Here is a 20,341-nt window from a genome sequence, read left to right as displayed (position 1 = left end):
TCAAATGAAGCAAAAGTCTTTAATTATTGTTTAGATTTTTTGATACAATTTAGAACAGACAATAAAAAAAATTTGTTATGATAAATAACTAATTTTGATTGTGATAAATTTTCAGTTTAAAAAAAACAATAAATAGAATCAAAATGGTGAATGAGAGAGTGATGGAGAAGTTAGGCATATTGGCTGATGCGGCCAAGTATGATGTTTCATGTTCGTCTGCACTAAGCAAACGTGAGAATAAAAATAAAGGACTGGGTAATGCTAAAGGTTACGGAATTTGTCATGCTTTTACTGAAGATGGACGGTGTGTATCACTGCTAAAGATCCTGCTTACCAATCATTGTATTTTTGACTGTGCTTATTGTGTAAGCAGAAAAAGCAATGATGTGAAACGAGCCGCTTTTACGGTAGAAGAAGTAGTGGATCTTACCATAGGTTTTTACCGAAGAAATTATATTGAAGGGCTGTTTTTGAGTTCGGGTATTTTTGATAACGCTGATTATACGATGGAACGTTTGGTAAGAATTGCCAAAAAATTGAGATTGGAATATAATTTTAATGGTTACATACATTTGAAAGCAATTCCCGGAGCCAGTGATGAATTACTAAAAGAGGCTGGTCTGTATGCTGATCGTTTAAGTGTAAATGTTGAAATGCCAACTGAACAAAGTCTTAAATTACTGGCACCCGATAAAAATCATGTTGATGTGATCAATCCAATGAAATATCTTAAAAACGAGATTATTGGATACAAAGAAGAAAGAAAATCAAATTATAAAGCACCACTTTTTGCTCCTGCAGGACAAAGCACACAAATGGTAATAGGAGCAACACAGGAAAGCGATCTTGAAATCCTGGGTATGGCAGATTATTTTTATCAGCAAATGAATATGAAACGCGTCTATTATTCGGGTTATGTTCCTATTAGTTATGATAATCGTCTTCCCGCAATTGGTACACCGGTTCCAATGATACGTGAGAATCGTTTATATCAGGCTGATTGGCTGATTCGTTATTATGGTTTTAATGTAAATGAGATAGTCGGTTTTAATCAGCCAAATCTAGATCTGGATATAGATCCTAAGCTGGGGTGGGCTTTACGCCATCTGAATCAATTCCCAGTTGATATTAATACAGCCGATTTAGAACTAATAAAGCGTATTCCCGGAATTGGATATTTGAGTGCTACGAAAATTGTCGCAGCAAGAAAATTTAAAAAAATAATGCCTCATGATTTGCAAAAAATGGGAATAGCTTATTCTCGGGCTAAATATTTTCTCGCCTTTGCGACACCATTTCAATTACAAAGGGATTTAACCTCCATCCAAATCAAGGATCATATTTTAAATTCTCAAAAAAGTAAATATAAAAATGACTTCTCAAATCAGCTTGCATTATTTTAAACAAAATGACAGAAGTAATTTACGATGGGACTTATGAAGGCTGGCTTACAGCTGTCTTTGAAATTTATGAATATAAATTCTCAGATATAGTTTTTGCAAAAAAAGAAACTTCCGGTACTTTGCTTTTTGCAGATTCTCATTGGGTTATAACAGATATTTCTAAGGCAAAACGTGTTTTAGACGGATTGAAAAAACGTCTTTCGACAGGAGGTCTTACGAGTATGTACAAAGCATTTTTATCCGAAGTTCCACAGATTGAAGAAACCATGCTTCAATTTACGAAACACGTATTGGCTAATACAAAAAACGTCGAAGAAGATTTTACCAACAATGCTGTATGGAGCCTTAAAAAGGCTGCCCGTCTCACCGGAAAAGAATCGCATCGTATGGAAGCATTTGTTCGTTTTAAATTAACAAAAGATCAATTGTATTACGCCATCATTGAACCAGACTGTGATGTGCTGCCTCTGATAGAAAATCATTTTAAAAAACGTTATGCAGATCAACGTTGGCTAATTTATGATGCAAAACGTAAATATGGTATTTATTATGATCTTGAAAATGTTTCTGTAGTAGAGATGCAGTTTAATTCTCAAACTTTTTCTTCTAAACATTTAACCGAAATATGTGATGAAAAAGAAGAGTTTTTTCAGAACTTATGGCGTCGATATTTCAGCAGTGTCAATATAGAATCCCGAAAAAACATGAAACTTCATGTACAGCATATGCCTAAACGCTATTGGAAAAATTTAATAGAGAAAATTCCAACTTTAAATAAGTAATTAGGTATAATTTAAAAATCTTCTAAAAACTTAAAACTATAGTCATTTTTTAGTTTTGGAGATTTTTAAATTTTAATGTGCTTAAAATGTAATAATCTGCAATTATTATTATTATTATTATTATTATTTACTATTGGTTTTAACTAAATAATAAATTTTTATTATTAAAAATAACCTCAACAGAACTAAATAGAGAGGCTTTTTTAAAAACGCGATATAAACTTTCATAAAAACAAAAAAGAAGGCTTAAATCAGTTTATTTGGGTTTTTTAAGTTTTAAGAGCGCAAAATGAAATTCATTATACCTATTTTATGGCTGATTGAAAATAAGTAATTTAATTATTCCTGGGCACTTACCTTAAAAATATAAATCCCATTTCAATGAAACAGGATTTATATTTTGTAAAAAATCATTTTAAATTTCTATTTACTCTTCTTCAAAGCATCTATTAATTCGGCCATATCTACCACAGCATAAGTAGAAGAATAATCTGAAACTGCATAAGGTAATATAAGGCTATTGTTATGAATGATTGCTCCGCAGGAATACACAACATTAGGTACATATCCTTCTCGTTCATCTTCTAATGGCGAAAGTAAAGGCTCTGTAAGTCTTCCTATTTCCTTAGAAGGATCATCAAGATCAAGCAATGAAGCACCAATGCAATAACGTCTCATTGTACCTACACCATGTGTAATGACAAGCCAGCCTTCTTCAGTCCATAATGGTGATCCGCAGTTTCCTATTTGAGTAAACTCCCAGGTATATCGTGGTTCCTGAAGTAGAATAGGGGTGTTCCATTGTGTAACTCTGTCAGAATACATGATGTAATTATTTACACCATCGATTCTGGCAAGCATGGCATATTTACCTTTTATTTTTCTGGGAAACAGAGCCAGGTTTTTATTTTGAGCACCGGCACCATGCAAAGGCATGACTCTAAATGTATAAAAATCTTCAGTAGAAATAAGTTTAGGTAATATAGTATGCCCATTATAAGCTGTATAAGTAGCCATCACACGAGAGGATCCATCGTCGTCTGTAAATCGAACGAAACGGGCGTCCTCAATACCACGGCTTTCTGAATCAGATATTGGAAATATAACACGTTCTGTTATATCAGAGTCATGTTTAAATTCGAGGTCATAAAATGATTTTGCCAGCCAGATTATTTCGTTCAGTGCCATTCTTCTTTCTTCACGAATCGACGGATCGTTTAAGGCGGTGTTTACAATGTTTTTTAAAACAGTATACTCAAATTCATCCGGCAGATCCTGCATAATTTGTGTGATGTATTTATCCTGTGTATGCATTTCGGATAACTTCAATAAAAATCGCTCTTTATTAAAAAAAGATTTATGTATAATTTCGGCCTTATCAATGTGATGACCAATTTTCATCACTTGGAGGTTATTATCCCTGTCTAAAATCCCTCTTCTGAATACAATTGATGAAATATGGCCTTCGCCTGTTGCACGAAAAGAAATAATCACACGTTTTTCACCGGCTTCCAGACCTGTTTGATCAAAGTCTTCTATAATTGAAGGATTAAAAATAGCTGCAGATTCTATAGCATATTCCATAGTGCAATACGAACCTATTAGCATTTTTCGATCAAGAGAAAGTGTATCATAATCGATTTGCATGTTTTCAATTACCTCTCTGATTTTTTCGCAATGCCTTAAAAATATAGCCGAAATATTCCGATGACGTCTTGCAAACTCACGAAGCGTTTGTTCTAAAGTTTCCAGAACTTGTCTGTCATCCAGCGCCATTATGCGAATTACCATTTGTTTGGTCCGTTCATCACCATTTATAAAATATCGTGCAACAACTCTTTTAGAATCTGGGGTAAATTTTATATTTTTTCGGATAACAGATACTCGCATAGTTTAATTTTTTATATATAATTGAAGAAAAACATTATTTTACTTTTATTGAAGTTAACGAATATGTTAATAAAAAACCTTTATTTTTTGTTAAAATTCTTAAACAATTCTATGGTTTCCTAAGATATTTCAGAAATTATATAGTAAATATAGCTTTATGAAATTAAGTTAATTTTTGATTTAAAAAACTGATAAATAGCATTTTAAACTATTTTATTTAAATTTTTAATTTATAAAATTATTTTTTATAAATAATTAGAGATCATTTTTAGATGATACAATCATATAAATCAACAATAACTTGTTCGTAATTTTTATTTGTCTTAATTTTATTATAAGTGTTTTATTTACAATTATAACATTTGATAATAAAATTAGAAGAGATAACAATGAAGTAGCGGTATTAGAATTTAAATTAATTCAAATACAAACTAATTTTCAAAATATTCCACCTCATAAAAAACCAACCTATGCGAAAATTATTAAAATATTCCCTGAGTGCCATAATACTCTATTTTTTTGCACCATCCATCTATGCACAAAGTGCTAAAATTCAAGTAGACCTTACTAAAGAAATTGCACCCATGAAACCGGTATGGGCATGGTTTGGATACGATGAGCCAAATTATACTTACATGAAAGACGGTAAAAAACTTCTGAGCGAAATTGCTGCTTTGAGTCCGGTTCCAGTGTATGTTCGTACACACAGTCTTCTTGTAAGCGGTGATGGTGTCGCTGCCTTAAAATGGGGTTCGACAAATGCTTATACAGAAGACAGCAACGGAAATCCTATATATAATTGGAAAATTATTGACAGTATTTTTGATAACTATGTTTCACGAGGTATGAAGCCTTTGGCACAAATAGGTTTTATGCCTGAAGCATTGTCAACAAATCCAACGCCATACAGGCATTATTGGAAACCCGGAGATCCTTACACAGATATTATTACCGGATGGGCTTATCCGCCGAAGGATTATGATAAATGGAGAAATCTTGTGTATGAGTGGGTAAAACACTCCGTTGAACGTTATGGGCAAAAACAAGTCGAAAGCTGGTATTGGGAAGTTTGGAATGAACCAAACGGTCATTACTGGAAAGGTACTCGTGAAGAGTTTTTTAAAATGTATGATTATGCTGCTGACGGACTTAAAAAAGCACTTCCAACTGCAAAAATTGGGGGTATTAATATTGCGGGTACAAGAGGTAAAGGTGCTCAGGAGTGGACAAATGATTTTATTAAACATTGCATTAACGGTGTAAATTATGCTACAGGCAAAAAAGGAGCCCCAATGGAGGCAATTCTTTTTCATGCAAAAGGATGGCCTAAGCTTGTAGACGGTGCAGTTCGAATGGATATGGCGCCACAATTAAATGATATTGAAACCGGTTTTAAACTCACAATGTCTTATCCGGAAACAAGAGAACTTCCGATCATTATCGGGGAGTCGGATCCGGAAGGATGTGCGGCTTGTGGTATGGCTACCAATCCTGAGAATGCATACCGTAACGGAACCATGTATTCGAGTTATACAGCGGCATCTTTTGCACGAAAATACATTTTGGCAGATCAGACAAAAGCTAATTTTCTTGGAGCAGTGTCCTGGTCATTTGAATTTGAGAATCAGCCATGGTTTTATGGCTTTCGTGATCTTGCAACCAATGGAGTGGATAAACCGGTATTAAATGTATTCCGAATGTTTGGAATGATGTCGGGTAAACGAGTAAACGTAACAAGTAATCGTATGTATGCTATAGAGGAGATTTTAAAATCCAGTGTACGAGGTTCTCAGTCTGATATTGGAGCACTGGCTTCTAAGGATTTAAAATCTGCAGCAGTAATGGTGTGGAATTATCATGATGTTGACAAAACCGGGCCAACAGAAATTGTAAATGTCTTTATTGAAAATATTCCGGCCAGGAAGGTTAATTTAAGTATTTATTTAATTGACAAAGACAACAGTAATTCTTACGAAGTTTGGAAAAATATGGGATCGCCTCAAAATCCAACAAAACAACAAATCGATGTACTTGAAAAATCCGGAAAACTTAAATGTATTTCCACCAGGAAAATAAAAGTAACTGCAGCCAAAATAGAAGTACCTTTAAAAATGGAACGTCAGGCAGTAGCCTTAATAAAACTGGATTGGTAAAATTGATTAACTAAAATAATCCTTAAAATTATTTTTTAGTCAATGATCTGGTCATCTCTGTATAAAATGATTCTTCTTTTTAAAATTTGGGGAACGTATCAGGTATTGAATTTTGACCTTGTTATCAGTGTATTGTGCTGTTATTACTGATTTGTCCCTTCTATTTTATTGTAAAGCCCCTCTTGCCTTATCTTCTGTTATCTAAATTTGTGAACCTGCTTTTGTTTCTGAAAGAACTTCTTTAAAACAAAATCTGAAAGTAATAAATTTTAAAACCTGATTTTATAAATGAAAAAAATTGTAATAGCGTTTGCTTTGTTTTTAAGCCTGCAAAATAATTTTGCCCAAAACAAAGAATGGGAAAATCCTCAAATCACAGATCGTGGAAAAGAAGTTGGGAGAAGTTCGTTTCTTTTATTTGGCAGTGAAGCTGAGTTAAAAAATAATGATCCTAAAAAATCAGAATTATATCAGAGTCTGAATGGCAATTGGAAATTCAATATTGTAAAAGATCCGTCTCAGAGACTTATAGATTTTTATGCAGTAGATTTGAACGATTCCGGATGGAAAAATATACAGGTGCCTTCTAACTGGGAAATACAAGGGTTTGATATTCCTATTTATACCAATATTACCTATCCGCATCCTAAAAATCCGCCTTTTATAGATGGAAATTACAATCCTGTTGGAACCTACAGACGTACTTTTACAATTGCTGATTCTTGGAAAGACAAAGAAATCATATTGCATTTTGGTTCGATTTCAGGTTATGCAAGAGTATTCCTGAACGGAAAAGAAGTCGGGATGACAAAAGCATCCAAAACTCCGGCCGAATTTAATATCACTCCTTTTTTACAGAAAGGAAATAACCTCATTGCCGTACAGGTATTTAGATGGCATGATGGCAGTTATTTAGAAGATCAGGATTTTTGGAGGTTAAGCGGTATTGAGCGTGATGTCTATTTACAGGCACTGCCAAAAACTGCAATTTGGGATTATTTTGTAAAAAGCGAACTGGACAATCAATACAAAAATGGAATTTTTAATCTTGATATTACCCTGAAATATTTTGAGAATAATAAAATAAAAAATCCGGTTGTAAAAGTAGAACTATTTGATAATGAAGGAAAAACTGTTTTTTCTGAAAGCAAAAAAGTGAGCAGTAAAGACCAAAAAATCAACTTTGCCAAAACCATTGAAAATATAAAACAATGGAATGCTGAAACCCCAAATTTATACCGCTACACCATTTCATTACTTGATAATAAAGGTAATGTGCTTGAAATTATTTCCAAAAAAACAGGTTTCAGAAAAGTAGAAATCAAAGATGCACGATTACTCGTAAACGGTAAAGTTGTAATGGTAAAAGGAGTCAATATTCATGAGCATGATGATGAATTAGGACATGTTCCAAGTGAGAAAACGACTTTGAAAGACTTACAATTAATGAAAGAACATAATATAAATGCGATTAGGATGAGTCATTACCCACATGACCCCCATATTTATGATTTATGTGATGAATACGGTTTTTATATAGTAGATGAAGCTAATATCGAAACACACGGAATGGGGGCAGAATGGCAAAACTGGTTTGACAAAACGAAACATCCTGCTTATTTGCCGGAATGGGTACCTGCGCATCTTGATCGTATAAAAAGAATGTTTGAAACCGATAAAAACCATCCGTCAATTATTGTCTGGTCATTAGGAAATGAATGCGGAAACGGCCCTGTTTTTTACGATGCATACGATTGGTTAAAAAAAGTTGATACCACTCGTCCGGTTCAGTTTGAACAGGCAGGGGAAAATAAAAACACGGATATTGTGGCACCTATGTACCCAAGTATCAAGAGTATGAAAAATTATGCAAATTCAGATAAAACACGCCCTTACATTATGTGCGAGTATGCACATGCAATGGGAAACAGCAGTGGTAACTTTCAGGAATACTGGGATATTATCAACAGCAGTAAACGCATGCAGGGCGGTTTTATCTGGGACTGGATCGATCAGGGGATAAAATCCAAAACAGAAAAAGGAGAAGTTTATTGGGCTTATGGAGGCGATTTAGGAGGTGCTAATCTCCAAAATGATGAAAATGGTTGCGCTGATGGACTGGTTTTTTCTAACAGAACTCCAAAACCGGCTTTATCAGAAGTTAAAAAAGTGTATCAAAATATTCAATTTCAGCTTGATAACGAGAAGGATTTAATTGTAACCAATCATTATAATTTCACCAATCTGTCTCAATATGCTTTTAAATGGGAGTTGATTAAGGATGGAACAGTAATAAAATCCGGGACTTTTGATTTGGAAGCAAATCCTGAAGAAAGCAAAAAAGTATCTTTGGATATGGGCAGTGTTGATGACAATTCAGAATATTTTTTAAATGTTTTTGCACTTTCAAAATTCGATGAACCCTTAGTATCAAAAGGATATGAATTTGCAAGAGCACAATTTTCTGTAGGAAAAGGAAATTACTTTGCCAGTAATGCTGTTGCAAAAAAAAGTGCAAAGCTAAAGCATTCGGTTAAAAACAATGTGCTTTATTTTGAAACAGAAAATAGCATTGGAGAATTCGATTTACAAAAGGGAGAAATCCTGAAATATACTCTGAAAAATGGAGTAAATGCAATTTTTAACGCCTTCCCAATACCTTATTTCTGGCGTGCTCCAACCGATAATGACTTTGGAAACGGAATGCAGAATAAATCGGTTATCTGGAAAGAGGCTTCAAAAAAACCGACTCTTGTAAGTGTTAATCTTGATAAAAACACCAGAGATGGTTTACTTATAAAAGTTACATATAAACTACAACAGGCTGATGTTCCTTACACGGTAAATTACCTGATTCAGGAAAATGGCTCGATAAAAGTGACTGCAGCAGTTGATATGAGCGGAAAAGAATTACCCGAACTTCCACGTTTTGGAATGCGTTTAAAATTAAATGGAGACTACGACAATTTAAGTTATTACGGAAGAGGTCCGTGGGAAAATTATTCAGATCGAAATTCAGCTTCATTTATTGGTGAATACTCCGATAAAGTTATAAATCAGTATACCAAAAATTACATCCGTCCTCAGGAGGGGGGCTACAAAACTGATGTTCGTTGGCTGGCTTTAAAAAATAATAAAGGACAGGGAGTAAAAATTGAGGGACAGCAACCTCTTGGTTTTAGTGCATTGAACATTTCGACAGAAGATTTAGATCCTGGAAAAGATAAGGCACAGCGTCATCCTTTCGATTTGAATTTAAATTCCAAAGAAGCGGTTTATCTGCATATAGATTACAAACAAAGAGGAGTGGGCGGTGATGACAGTTGGGGAAGTCTGCCTCATGAACAGTATAGATTACAGGACAAACAATACAGTTATACTTATACAATTTCGTTAGTGAATTAATTTAACGTTTTTCTTTATGTTTGCTTAGAAGAACCTATGATGTCTGGTCATAGGTTTTTCTGATTTTTTGAAATTAAAGACTTTTGAAGCTATTGTTTGATTCAAACTGGCTTAAATTTATACTTTAACCCTACATACTATTATTTTGAAAAACAACATTCTGATATTGATATTTTTCGTAGTCACTTACACAGCTCAACCACAGGTTTTAGGCTCATCTGTACCTAAATACAGACAGGAAAAATATGATATTGGTTATCTGGGCATCAAAAACGGACTGGCCAATAACGCTGTTACATCTGTTTACAAAGACAAACGCGGTCTAATGTGGTTTGGTACTTATGACGGAATAAGCCGTTATGACGGATATAATTTTCTAAATTATAGAAATGAACCTAATGACACCAATTCTTTGGCTAATAACAGAGTTGTAAGCATCTGCGGAACTCAGGATGAAATTTGGATTGCCACAAAAGCCGGTATTAGTGTTTATAGCTATGCAACGAACCGTTTTAGCACAAGATCGTGCATAAATCCTAAAACTGGTAAAAGTGAACCGATTGATTTTGTTGTCAACCAGATTAAGGATGATAAAACCAGGCTATATATTGCTACAGCCGGAAAAGGACTGCTTTATTGCTCCAAAAAAGGAGGAAAGATTCGGTTTCTGCCTCTCTCGATAAACGGAAAATTACAATGGGATTACCATGTTCAGGCAATAGATTTTGATAAATCAGGAAGATTATGGGGCTTTGTTCAGGGTGTCGGAATCGTAGTTCTAGATGCTAAAATTAACCAACTATCTGTCGTTTTTTCTGAAATTCTGGAAGGAACCAGTATTTTTTACGATGCCTTTTCAAATATCTGGGTTGGTATTGATGAAGGTTTACTAAAATACAATACAATCAATAAAACTTCTAAGATTTATCATAATCAGGAAGTACGGTATCCTATTTCCGATTTTATGTTTAAACCTGACTCAAAGGAAATATGGATTGCTACAAACGGGAATGGGGTCGTAAAATACAGTTTTATTACAGATTCATTTTCTTCTCTAAATGTAAATTTCGATGATGAAAAACTAAACAGCAATGCTATCACATCCTTGTATCACGATAGTGGCAACCGGGTCTGGATTGGTACATTAAGAGGCGGGGTAAACAGAGTAGAGAGTAAAAAAAGCCCTTTTTTAACGATCTCAAAAAATGAAAAAACGGCCAATACTTTGCCCAGTGATTTTATTCTTTCACTATCGGAGCAGGACAGCGATCATCTCTGGATAGGAACTGATGGGGCAGGAGCTAGCTTATGGAACAGAAAAACCAACACCTTCATCAATTATGCATATAATTCAAACAATTCCAATTCACTATCCAATAATTTTGTGACCTCAATCGAAAAAGACAATGCAGGAACCTGGTTTGGAACTTATGGCGGAGGGCTTTGTTTTTTTAATCACCAGACTAAAAATTTTAAAAAATACAGGCTTTTTAATCCAAAATACAATATTGTTCAAAAGAATGTCTGGGTACTGTATCGCGGTAAAAATAATATTTTGTGGGCAGCCTCACCAGATGAAGAAGGTTTGTATCATTATAATAAAACGACTGATCAGTTTGATTTTGTTGATGCCGGAATTAGGGGAATTATTTCCATTACAGAAGATGCACAGGGCCATCTCTGGTTAGGTAATTTTACGACACTTACCAAATTCAATCCTCAGACAATGAAAAGTCAGGTCATTGATATTGATTACCCCGTAAGGTCTATTATCGCTGTTTCAAATACAAAAATGCTTGTGGGTACGGAAGGCAGGGGATTACTGATTTTTAATCCAAAAACCTTAACAAAGAGATTCATTACTCAGAAAAACGGGATTTCAAACAATTCGGTTTTAAACATCGTTCAGGATAAACAAGGAACTTATTGGTGCAGTACTTATAACGGAATATTCGTCTATAATGAATCAACCGGAAAAATAAATACGTATCATGATACAGACGGACTTCAAAGCAATCAGTTCAATTATAATGCAGCCCTGAAACTTTCTACCGGAGAAATTCTTTTTGGCGGGATTAAAGGCTTTAATATTATAAATCCAAAACGAAACAGTCAGCTTCACGATTTTCCTAAATTGATTATCAATTCCATAAAAGTCAATAATAAAGTTTACGAAAAGTCGGGTTTAACTACTTTTGGAATTGATAAATTAGAACTGACTTATGAAGAATCCATGCTCAATATTGACTTCGCGGCGTTAGAATACAGTTTGCCCGAGAAAATTTCATATTCCTATTTTTTAGACGGATGGGATACGCAATGGCATTATGTCGACAACATCAGAAGCGCAAATTATTCGAGACTGACAGAAGGTGATTATGTGCTGAAAATTAAATCTACAAATGCAGAAGGAATCTGGAATTCTAAAGCTATTTCATTACCCATTACGATATTACCACCTTGGTACAGAAGCAGTATCGCCTATTTTTTATATGTACTATCAATCGTATTTGTAATTTATTTAGTCGATAAATACCAGCGTCAGCAGGCACATCTTAAATACGAGGTAAAACTTTCCCAGGATTTGGCGAAGCAGGAAAAAGAACTGAACGAGAAAAAAATGACTTTTTTTACCAATATTTCTCACGAGTTCAGGTCGCCGTTGACAATGATCATAAACCCTTTGAAAGAAATAATCTATGGTACTGAACAGCAAATCGATCCGGGAGCCATAGAAATGGTGTACAGTAATTCCCGAAGACTGCTTAGTTTGGTCGATCAGCTGCTTCTTTTTAGAAAAACTGAAACAGAAACAGGAAAACTCAAAATTGGACAGATCGATATTGTAGAACTAAGCAAAGAGGTTTTTAGCTGTTTTGTACATCATGCCAAAACTAAAAAAATAGATTACACTTTTAGTATTTCCGAAGAAAAGCTATTGGTTTATGTAGATCGGGAAAAAATAGAAATGGCCCTTTTTAATCTGATTTCAAATGCCTTAAAATTTACGGAGAAAGAAAACGGAAAGGTTACTGTTAATTTACGTTGTGTAGGTAATGAAGTGATTATAAGCGTGATTGATAATGGAGAAGGAGTTCCGGATGCAGACAAGGATAAGATCTTTAATTTATTCTACCAGTCAAATAACAACATCAAAAATAACCGAAAAGGATTCGGAATTGGTCTTTATCTGGTGAAACAATTTGTTGAGCAGCATTTCGGACAGGTGAACTGTTTTGACAATGAGAACGGGGGAGCTATTTTTGAAATTAAATTATGGCTCGGAAAAGAGCATTTTGGAGATATAGAAATCCGCGAAGATTTAAATGACAGAACCCTGTTTTTAGAAGAAATCCTTGATGATACGATAATTCATGAAAATGTATTGCAGACGATAGAAAAACCTGAAAGGATTGATGATGTAGTAAATGATGCCAAAAGTATTTTAATTGTTGATGATAATGTGCAGATACGGAATTATTTAAAACGAATTTTATCTCCCAAATACCATATTACAGCTGCTGAAAATGCAGAAGCTGCTTTAACAATAATCAAAAAAGTACAGCCAGATTTGGTTATTTCTGATGTTGTTATGGGAGAAATGAATGGTGTGGCTTTTTGTAAGCATATCAAATCTGATGAGGAGTTGAAGCATATTCCTGTAATATTGCTTACAGGAGGAACTTCAGAAGATGTAAAGTTGAAAGGAGCCGAAGTAGGTGCAGACGATTATATTACAAAACCTTTTGATAATGATTATTTACTGGCCAGAATTAACGGTATCCTTACCCGTCGCGACAGCGAACAAAACTATCTGCTCAATTCGGTTACAAAAAAAACTACAAATCTTAAGTTATCAGATGAAGACAAAAAGCTGATTGATAAAATTGTAGACATAATTGATGCCAATCTGGATGTAGAAAACTTTAATGTAAATGATCTGGCTATTGAACTGGGAATGAGCTATTCATTAGTTTATAAAAAAATTAAAAAGATAACAGGCAAATCCGTTTCTGAGTTTACCCGAAATGTAAGATTGCGAAAAGTAGCAACATTATTAATCACTACCGATTTGCAGATCAGTGAAGCCGCTTCAATGGCAGGGTTTGGTGATATTAAATATTTCAGAAAACATTTTCAGCAATTTTATAATTTAAATCCTTCGGAGTTTAAGAAAAAATATCAAAACGTAAAGGACAATAAATATATTTTGAATGAAAGTTTCTGGAAATCAACATGAATTGAAAAACTACTGTCAGGCTGAGCGGAGTCGAAGCCCTTCAAAACTCTTGCGTTTAAAAGGCCTTTGATCAAGTTTATCCTGAACGAAGGCGAATGATCACAGGATGACAAATGTTATTAAGAAGTGTAAAAGATATATGAATAAATAAAAGATATATGAATAATTATTTAAAAAAGGCTATTTTAGTAGGGTTTGCTTATTTTACAGCTATTACAGGTTTACAATCCCAATCAAAAAAGCTTCAAAAAGATTCCCCTAAAAAAGTGCGGGAATTTTTTGTGGCTTCATTAATCAAAATAGGCGATCCTGTATTGGATGCATTGAGCAAAAATCAGTTAAAAAAATTGATGCCCGTAGAAAAATCTCCCGGCGCGTGGGACGAAAGGACTAATGTAACCTATTTGGAGGCTTTTGGGCGAACACTTTCAGGAATGTCTCCATGGCTGGAATTAGGTTCTGACGAAACTCCGGAAGGAAAACTAAGAGCGAAATATATTGACTTAGCACGAAAATCAATTCATAATGCAACTGATCCGAACAGTTTAGATTTTATGAATTTTGTAAATGACAGACAACCTTTGGTAGATGCAGCATTTTTTGCGCAAGCCTTGCTTCGTGCGCCAAAACAGCTTTGGGAGCCGTTGGATGCCGTTACAAAAGAAAATGTAATTACAGCTTTAAAATCAACCAGAACAATTGAACCCTATCATAGCAATTGGCTTCTTTTTGCAGGAATGATAGAAACGGCCATAATTAAATTTGATAAAGATCCTGATACTAACCGATTGAATTATGCTTTATCTGAACATAAAAAATGGTATCTGGGAGACGGAACCTATGGTGATGGCCCTGATTTTCATTGGGATTATTACAACAGTTTTGTAATTCATCCGATGCAATTGGATATTTTAACAGTATTGAAAGAAATAAATAACGATTACAAAGCCGATTATGATATCGAGTTAAAGAGAGCCAGACGTTATGCTGCTATTCAGGAAAGATTAATTTCGCCTGATGGAACTTATCCGCCTATTGGAAGATCATTGGCGTATCGTTTTGGAGCTTTTCAGTTATTATCTCAAATTGCACTTTGGAAAGAACTGCCAAAAGAGGTTGCACCAGCTCAGGTTAGGTCGGCTTTATATGCTATGATTCACAATCAAATACAGGTAAAAGGTACTTTTGATAAAAATGGCTGGCTTCAGGTAGGCTTATACGGCCATCAGAACAATATTGGAGAAGGTTATATTTCTACAGGAAGTTTATATTTGTGTTCAGAAGCCTTTTTAGTTTTGGGTTTACCGGAAACAGATTCGTTTTGGAGTGAGGCTTATGAACCGTGGACACAAAAGAAAATATGGTCTGGTCAGCAAATTCCAATTGACCATGCGGAAAAATAATAGAAATAACAAAATAGGGTTAATTAAAAATGGATGCCGGGCTGAGCGGAGTCGAAGCCCTTTCGATCTAAAAGCCTTGGACTCCGCTCAGGATAACACTAGTTTGTAAAATATTTAGTTTTAAATTAGTTAAACCAAATAAGTCAAAATACTAATCTAATCTCATAACCAAATGAATTTTAAAAAATCATTTTTTCTACTAATAAGTGCTGCTTCTTTAACAGCTTTTAGTTCCAAAAGTACAGCCCAAAAGAAATCTACAATAAAACAATCAAAGGCAGAAGTTATTTCGATTATTGATAAAGTAAACAATCACTGGCAGGAAACACATCCTGAACCAGGGAATTCTTTTTGGCATGTATCAGCCTATCATACCGGAAACATGGAAGCTTACAAAGTGACTAAAAACAAAAAATATCTGAATTATTCTTTGGTCTGGGCCGAGAAAAATCAATGGATGGGGGCTAAATCAAATGACAAGTCGGAGTGGAAATACAATTATGGAGAAACTGACAAACATGTTTTGTTTGGAGACTGGCAGATTTGTTTTCAGACCTATATTGATTTATACAATTTTACAGGAAAAAACGATCCCAGTAAAATTGCCCGTGCCCGCGAAGTTATGGAGTACGAAATGAGTACTTCAGCAAATGATTATTGGTGGTGGGTTGACGGATTGTATATGGTAATGCCTGTAATGACAAAGCTGTACAACGTTACCGGAAACGAAATGTATCTGGAAAAACTGCATTCATATTTACAATATTCGGATAGTATTATGTATGATAATGAAGCAAAATTATATTACCGGGATGCAAAATATATTTATCCAAAACACAAAACTACGAACGGTAAAAAAGACTTTTGGGCAAGGGGAGACGGCTGGATTTTTGCCGGTTATGCCAAAATTATACAGGATTTGCCAAAAAAAGCGAAACATAGAAATGAATACATTAAACGTTTTAAAGATATGGCTCAGGCTTTATCGACAGCTCAGCAAAAAGAGGGCTACTGGACAAGAAGTATTCTGGATCCTGAACATGCACCGGGACCTGAAACAAGCGGTACAGCCTTTTTTACCTACGGCTTTCTTTGGGGAATCAATAATGGAATTTTAGACAAGAAAACCTATCTGCCTGTTGTAGAAAAATCCTGGAATTATTTAACAACATTTGCACTTCAGGAAGATGGTACCGTTGGATACCTACAGCCAATTGGCGAAAAAGCAATTCCAGGGCAGGTAGTTGATAAAAATTCTACCGCTGATTTTGGGGTTGGCGCTTTTTTACTGGCAGCTTCTGAGATGGCACGTTTTGTAAAATAATTATTTAATCTTTATAATGAAAGGCTGTCTTTGCGGACAGCCTTTTGCATTTTTATACGTTTATTTTGAAGTGTTTTTCATGTTAGGACTTTTGAATCCTAAATTAAAAATTTTGTTTTAGATTACTTTATAATTATGTATTACATATTTTAAAAGCTATTTTTTTATTAGAGCCCTAAAAAAATTCAATTTAAATGATAATATGCTGATTTGCCCCTTTTATAATGTTGTAATTACCCCCTTTTGATGGAAAGTGTTAGGTTAGATTTGCAGAGTAAGTTATTGCTGAAGATTAAAATACTATTAAAATACAGTATTGAATACCGCTATAATTACAAACTTACTTAACGAATCAATTAACCAAACTACAACCAAAGATGACAAATTTTATTAGGAAGATTAAGGCTCCTGATTACGTATCCGGATTTGATTTTAAAAAGAAACTCACACTGTTTTGTGTGTTAGTTTCTTTGACTCAGGTGCACGCATCCACCACCAATTCAGCAAGTATTGCTAAATTAGAAAAACTACAGCAGCAAAGTACCATAAATGGACAGGTTAAAGACCAAAACGGTTTACCGTTGCCAGGAACCACTATTTTGATAAAGGGAACAAAAATAAGTACTATAACAGATTTTGATGGAAAATTTAGTTTAGCAGGAGATCAAAATTCAGTATTGATAGTTTCCTTTGTTGGTTATGTAACTCAGGAAATTACAGTAAAAGATAAATCTAATGTTATTATACAATTAAAGGAGAATACTGCTTCTTTAGAGGAAGTAGTGGTGGTGGGATATGGTAAAATGAAGAAAAAGGATTTAACAGGAGCGATTGTTCAGGTGAAACCCGAAGCTTTAGCAAATCAAAATCCACAAACTGTCCAGGATTTATTACGAGGTGTACCAGGCTTAAAAGTTGGGTATTCAGCTGATGCAAAAGGAGGCGGATCTTTACAGGTTCGCGGGCAGACTTCTGTTTACAATCCTGATGGTGCCGGACATAACTCGCCGCTTATTATTTTAGACGGAATGCAGTTTTATGGTGAGCTTTCAGAAATTAATCCTGATGATGTTGGTCAGATAGATATCTTAAAAGATGCATCCGCAACAGCTATTTTTGGCTCTAAAGCAGCAGCAGGGGTTATTGTTATTACAACCAAAAAAGGAAAAACAGGCAAGCCTGTCATAAATGTTACTACCAACACGACCATTGTCAATGAAAGTGCCTATCGTGATGTGTACTCTCCGCAAGGGTATATAAAATACCGTCAGGATTGGGAGACTGCTAAAACGTATGGTCAAAATACAGCTACAGGAAATTACGAAGCATGGATGACAGGAACAGCTGCTGGTAAACCGGGGTATTACACAAGCCCTGACCAATTAGATCAATATGGTATAACTCAGGCCCAATGGTTAGGGTATCAACCGGCGGGACAAACTCAGGGAAAAAGCCTGAATGAAGTATGGGGACTGCGTTTGGGAATCACTGACCCTATGCTTTTAAAAAATTTTACAGAGGGAAAAACACACAATTGGTATGACAGTACATTTAGAACAGGAATCAATCATGACCATAATTTAAGTGTTTCCGGAGCAAATGATAAAGTAAATTATTATATGTCTTTGGGCTATTTAACATCAGAAGGAGCTATTCAGGGTAACGATTATGAGGCAGTTCGTGCCAATATGAAAGTGGATGCTAAAATTACAAGCTGGCTGGAATTTGGGGCAAATATTAATTTTCAGGACCGTACAGATGGCGACATAGCCGTAGGTACAGGGACTAATTACTGGGATGCAAATATGTTGAGAAACAGTCCTTTTTCTGTATTTAAGGAAGCAAACGGCGAATATGCCAGACAGCCAATGGGGCAGACTATCGGAGGATATAATTATTACTACGACCGCCAATTTATAGAACTTGAGAAAGGATATACGGTATTGAATACCATTTTCAATACCAAGGTAAATTTGCCTTTTGGAATTACATATTCTTTTAATGTTGCTCCACGATATCAATTTTTTTACAATCGTTATTTCCAGTCATCAGGTCACAAAGGCTGGAATGCTGCTACCATAGGAGTAGACAGAGAAAACGGTAAAAATTTTACATGGAACCTGAATAATACAATAACATGGGATTATACATTTGCCGAAAAACACCATATTATAGCCACTTTTGTTCAGGAAGCTGAGGAACTTAAAACATGGTCAGATCGTATTGATGCAAATAATATTCTGCCATCAGATGCATTAGGGTTTCATAATATTGCTAATGCAACACTTGCTAATAGTTCGTTTTCATCAAACGACACGCATCAAACAGCCGATGCATTAATGGCGAGACTTTTCTATTCGTTTAATGATCGTTATATGGTAACAGGAACGATACGCCGTGATGGATATTCCGCATTTGGATCTACAGATCCGTATGGAGTTTTTCCTTCTGTAGCAGCAGGATGGAGCTTTAATAAAGAAAACTGGTTCAATTGGGATAAGATGAGTACAGGTAAATTGCGCTTGTCATGGGGTAAAAACGGAAACAGAACACTATCTGACCCCTATCTGGCTTTGGCAAACTTAGCCTCAGGTACTGGCGCAACAATGGGCTATATCGATGCATCAGGGAATATTGTTGATGTGAAATACTTAGGAATTGATCGTATGGCAAATCCAAATTTACAGTGGGAAAAAACAGAAGCAACCAATATTGGTCTTGACCTTGGTTTCTTAAATGACCGAATTACAAGTACCATAGATGTTTACAGAATGATTACCCATGATATGATCATGAATCAACGTTTGTCTCCTTTTACCGGATTTGGATCAATTGCCACTAATCTTGGAGAGGTTGAAAACAAAGGTATTGAGATAAGCCTTAATACAATAAATATAAAAAATCCAAACTTTGAATGGACTACCAGCATTGCTTTTTCATATAACAAGAATACCATCAATGCATTATATGGCAATATGGAAGATGTTAAGGATTCAAATGGCAATGTTATTGGCACTAAAGAATCAGATGATAAGACCAATAAGTGGTTTATCGGGAGACCTATTTCTCAAATCTGGGATTATAAAGTAATCGGGATCTGGCAAAAAGAAGAGTTTGAAGAAGCTGCTAAGTATGGACAGCGCCCCGGTGATCCAAAAGTCGAAAACAGTTACACTGCCGATGATGTGAATGGAAAACCAATTTATAATGAAAAAGATAAACAGTTTTTAGGCCAGGAAGCACCACCAATCAACTGGTCGTTACGTAATGAATTCAGGATTTATAAAAACTGGAATCTGGCCATTAACATGTATTCGTACATGGGGCACAAATCGCTTGATGGACGTTATATGAATACGTATAACGACGGTAGTTTGTATACTAACAATTATAATCCGTTTGTAAATCCGTATTGGACAATTGATAATCCAACCAATGATTGGGCACGCCTTGATGCCAGAGGACCTGCAGGAGCCGGAACACAAAAATTATATGACCGTAGTTTCATTCGTTTAGATAATATTTCGCTGGCTTATACGCTTCCTAAAGATCTTTTAGATCGTCTGCATGTGAACAATTTCAAAATTTTTGCTTCGTGTCAGAACGTGGCTACATGGGCTGCTTCAGGCGAATGGAAATATTACGGAGACCCGGAAACAGGAGGAAAGAATTCAGATGGAGCATATAATAGTGGACTTGCTACACGAATGTTTAATTTAGGTTTTAACGTTTCACTTTAAA

Annotated in this window: 9 protein-coding genes; 8 read left to right on the top strand and 1 reads right to left on the bottom strand. The window is 35.0% G+C overall.

Annotation, left to right across the window (positions count from 1 at the left end; all coding sequences use genetic code 11):
• Nucleotides 1-143 precede the first annotated feature (143 nt).
• Both FLACHUCJ7_RS17330 and FLACHUCJ7_RS17325 read left to right on the top strand, forming a co-directional pair.
• Nucleotides 144-1,403 carry a putative DNA modification/repair radical SAM protein gene (locus tag FLACHUCJ7_RS17330; RefSeq protein ID WP_180909789.1) on the top strand — a complete coding sequence of 420 codons (1,260 nt, stop codon included), beginning with the start codon at nt 144-146 and terminating at the stop codon, nt 1,401-1,403.
• 5 nt (nt 1,404-1,408) lie between these two features.
• Entirely contained in the window at nt 1,409-2,185 is a 777-nt protein-coding gene (locus tag FLACHUCJ7_RS17325) for a TIGR03915 family putative DNA repair protein (RefSeq protein WP_180909788.1), read from the top strand.
• A gap of 423 nt (nt 2,186-2,608) precedes the next feature.
• Here FLACHUCJ7_RS17325 and FLACHUCJ7_RS17320 read toward each other — a convergent pair whose 3' ends face one another.
• Nucleotides 2,609-4,075 (bottom strand): glycoside hydrolase family 130 protein, encoded by a 1,467-nt coding sequence (locus FLACHUCJ7_RS17320; RefSeq protein WP_078228116.1) that lies wholly within the window; start codon nt 4,073-4,075, stop codon nt 2,609-2,611.
• Between the two features lie 470 nt (nt 4,076-4,545).
• Between FLACHUCJ7_RS17320 and FLACHUCJ7_RS17315 the strand changes: the two genes are divergently transcribed.
• From FLACHUCJ7_RS17315 to FLACHUCJ7_RS17290, 6 genes are all read left to right on the top strand, one after another.
• Nucleotides 4,546-6,228, top strand: a complete 1,683-nt coding sequence (locus FLACHUCJ7_RS17315; protein ID WP_180909787.1) for a GH39 family glycosyl hydrolase — start codon at nt 4,546-4,548, stop codon at nt 6,226-6,228.
• Nucleotides 6,229-6,516: 288 nt separating this feature from the next.
• Nucleotides 6,517-9,633, top strand: a complete 3,117-nt coding sequence (locus FLACHUCJ7_RS17310) for a glycoside hydrolase family 2 TIM barrel-domain containing protein (RefSeq protein ID WP_180909786.1) — start codon at nt 6,517-6,519, stop codon at nt 9,631-9,633.
• A gap of 145 nt (nt 9,634-9,778) precedes the next feature.
• Complete coding sequence (locus FLACHUCJ7_RS17305) at nt 9,779-13,873, top strand: hybrid sensor histidine kinase/response regulator transcription factor (protein WP_180909785.1); 4,095 nt, start codon at nt 9,779-9,781, stop codon at nt 13,871-13,873.
• Nucleotides 13,874-14,031: 158 nt separating this feature from the next.
• On the top strand, nt 14,032-15,276 hold the full coding sequence (locus FLACHUCJ7_RS17300) for a DUF2264 domain-containing protein (RefSeq protein ID WP_180909784.1): 1,245 nt from the start codon (nt 14,032-14,034) through the stop codon (nt 15,274-15,276).
• Nucleotides 15,277-15,448: 172 nt separating this feature from the next.
• On the top strand, nt 15,449-16,600 hold the full coding sequence (locus tag FLACHUCJ7_RS17295) for a glycoside hydrolase family 88/105 protein (RefSeq protein WP_180909783.1): 1,152 nt from the start codon (nt 15,449-15,451) through the stop codon (nt 16,598-16,600).
• Between the two features lie 377 nt (nt 16,601-16,977).
• Nucleotides 16,978-20,340 (top strand): SusC/RagA family TonB-linked outer membrane protein, encoded by a 3,363-nt coding sequence (locus FLACHUCJ7_RS17290; protein ID WP_180909782.1) that lies wholly within the window; start codon nt 16,978-16,980, stop codon nt 20,338-20,340.
• Nucleotide 20,341 lies beyond the last annotated feature (1 nt).

Source organism: Flavobacterium salmonis (assembly GCF_903819435.1).
In the GTDB taxonomy this organism is placed as follows: domain Bacteria; phylum Bacteroidota; class Bacteroidia; order Flavobacteriales; family Flavobacteriaceae; genus Flavobacterium; species Flavobacterium chungangense.
The sequence above is the reverse complement of the archived record's forward strand: the minus strand, read 5'-3'. Positions and strand labels throughout refer to the sequence as shown.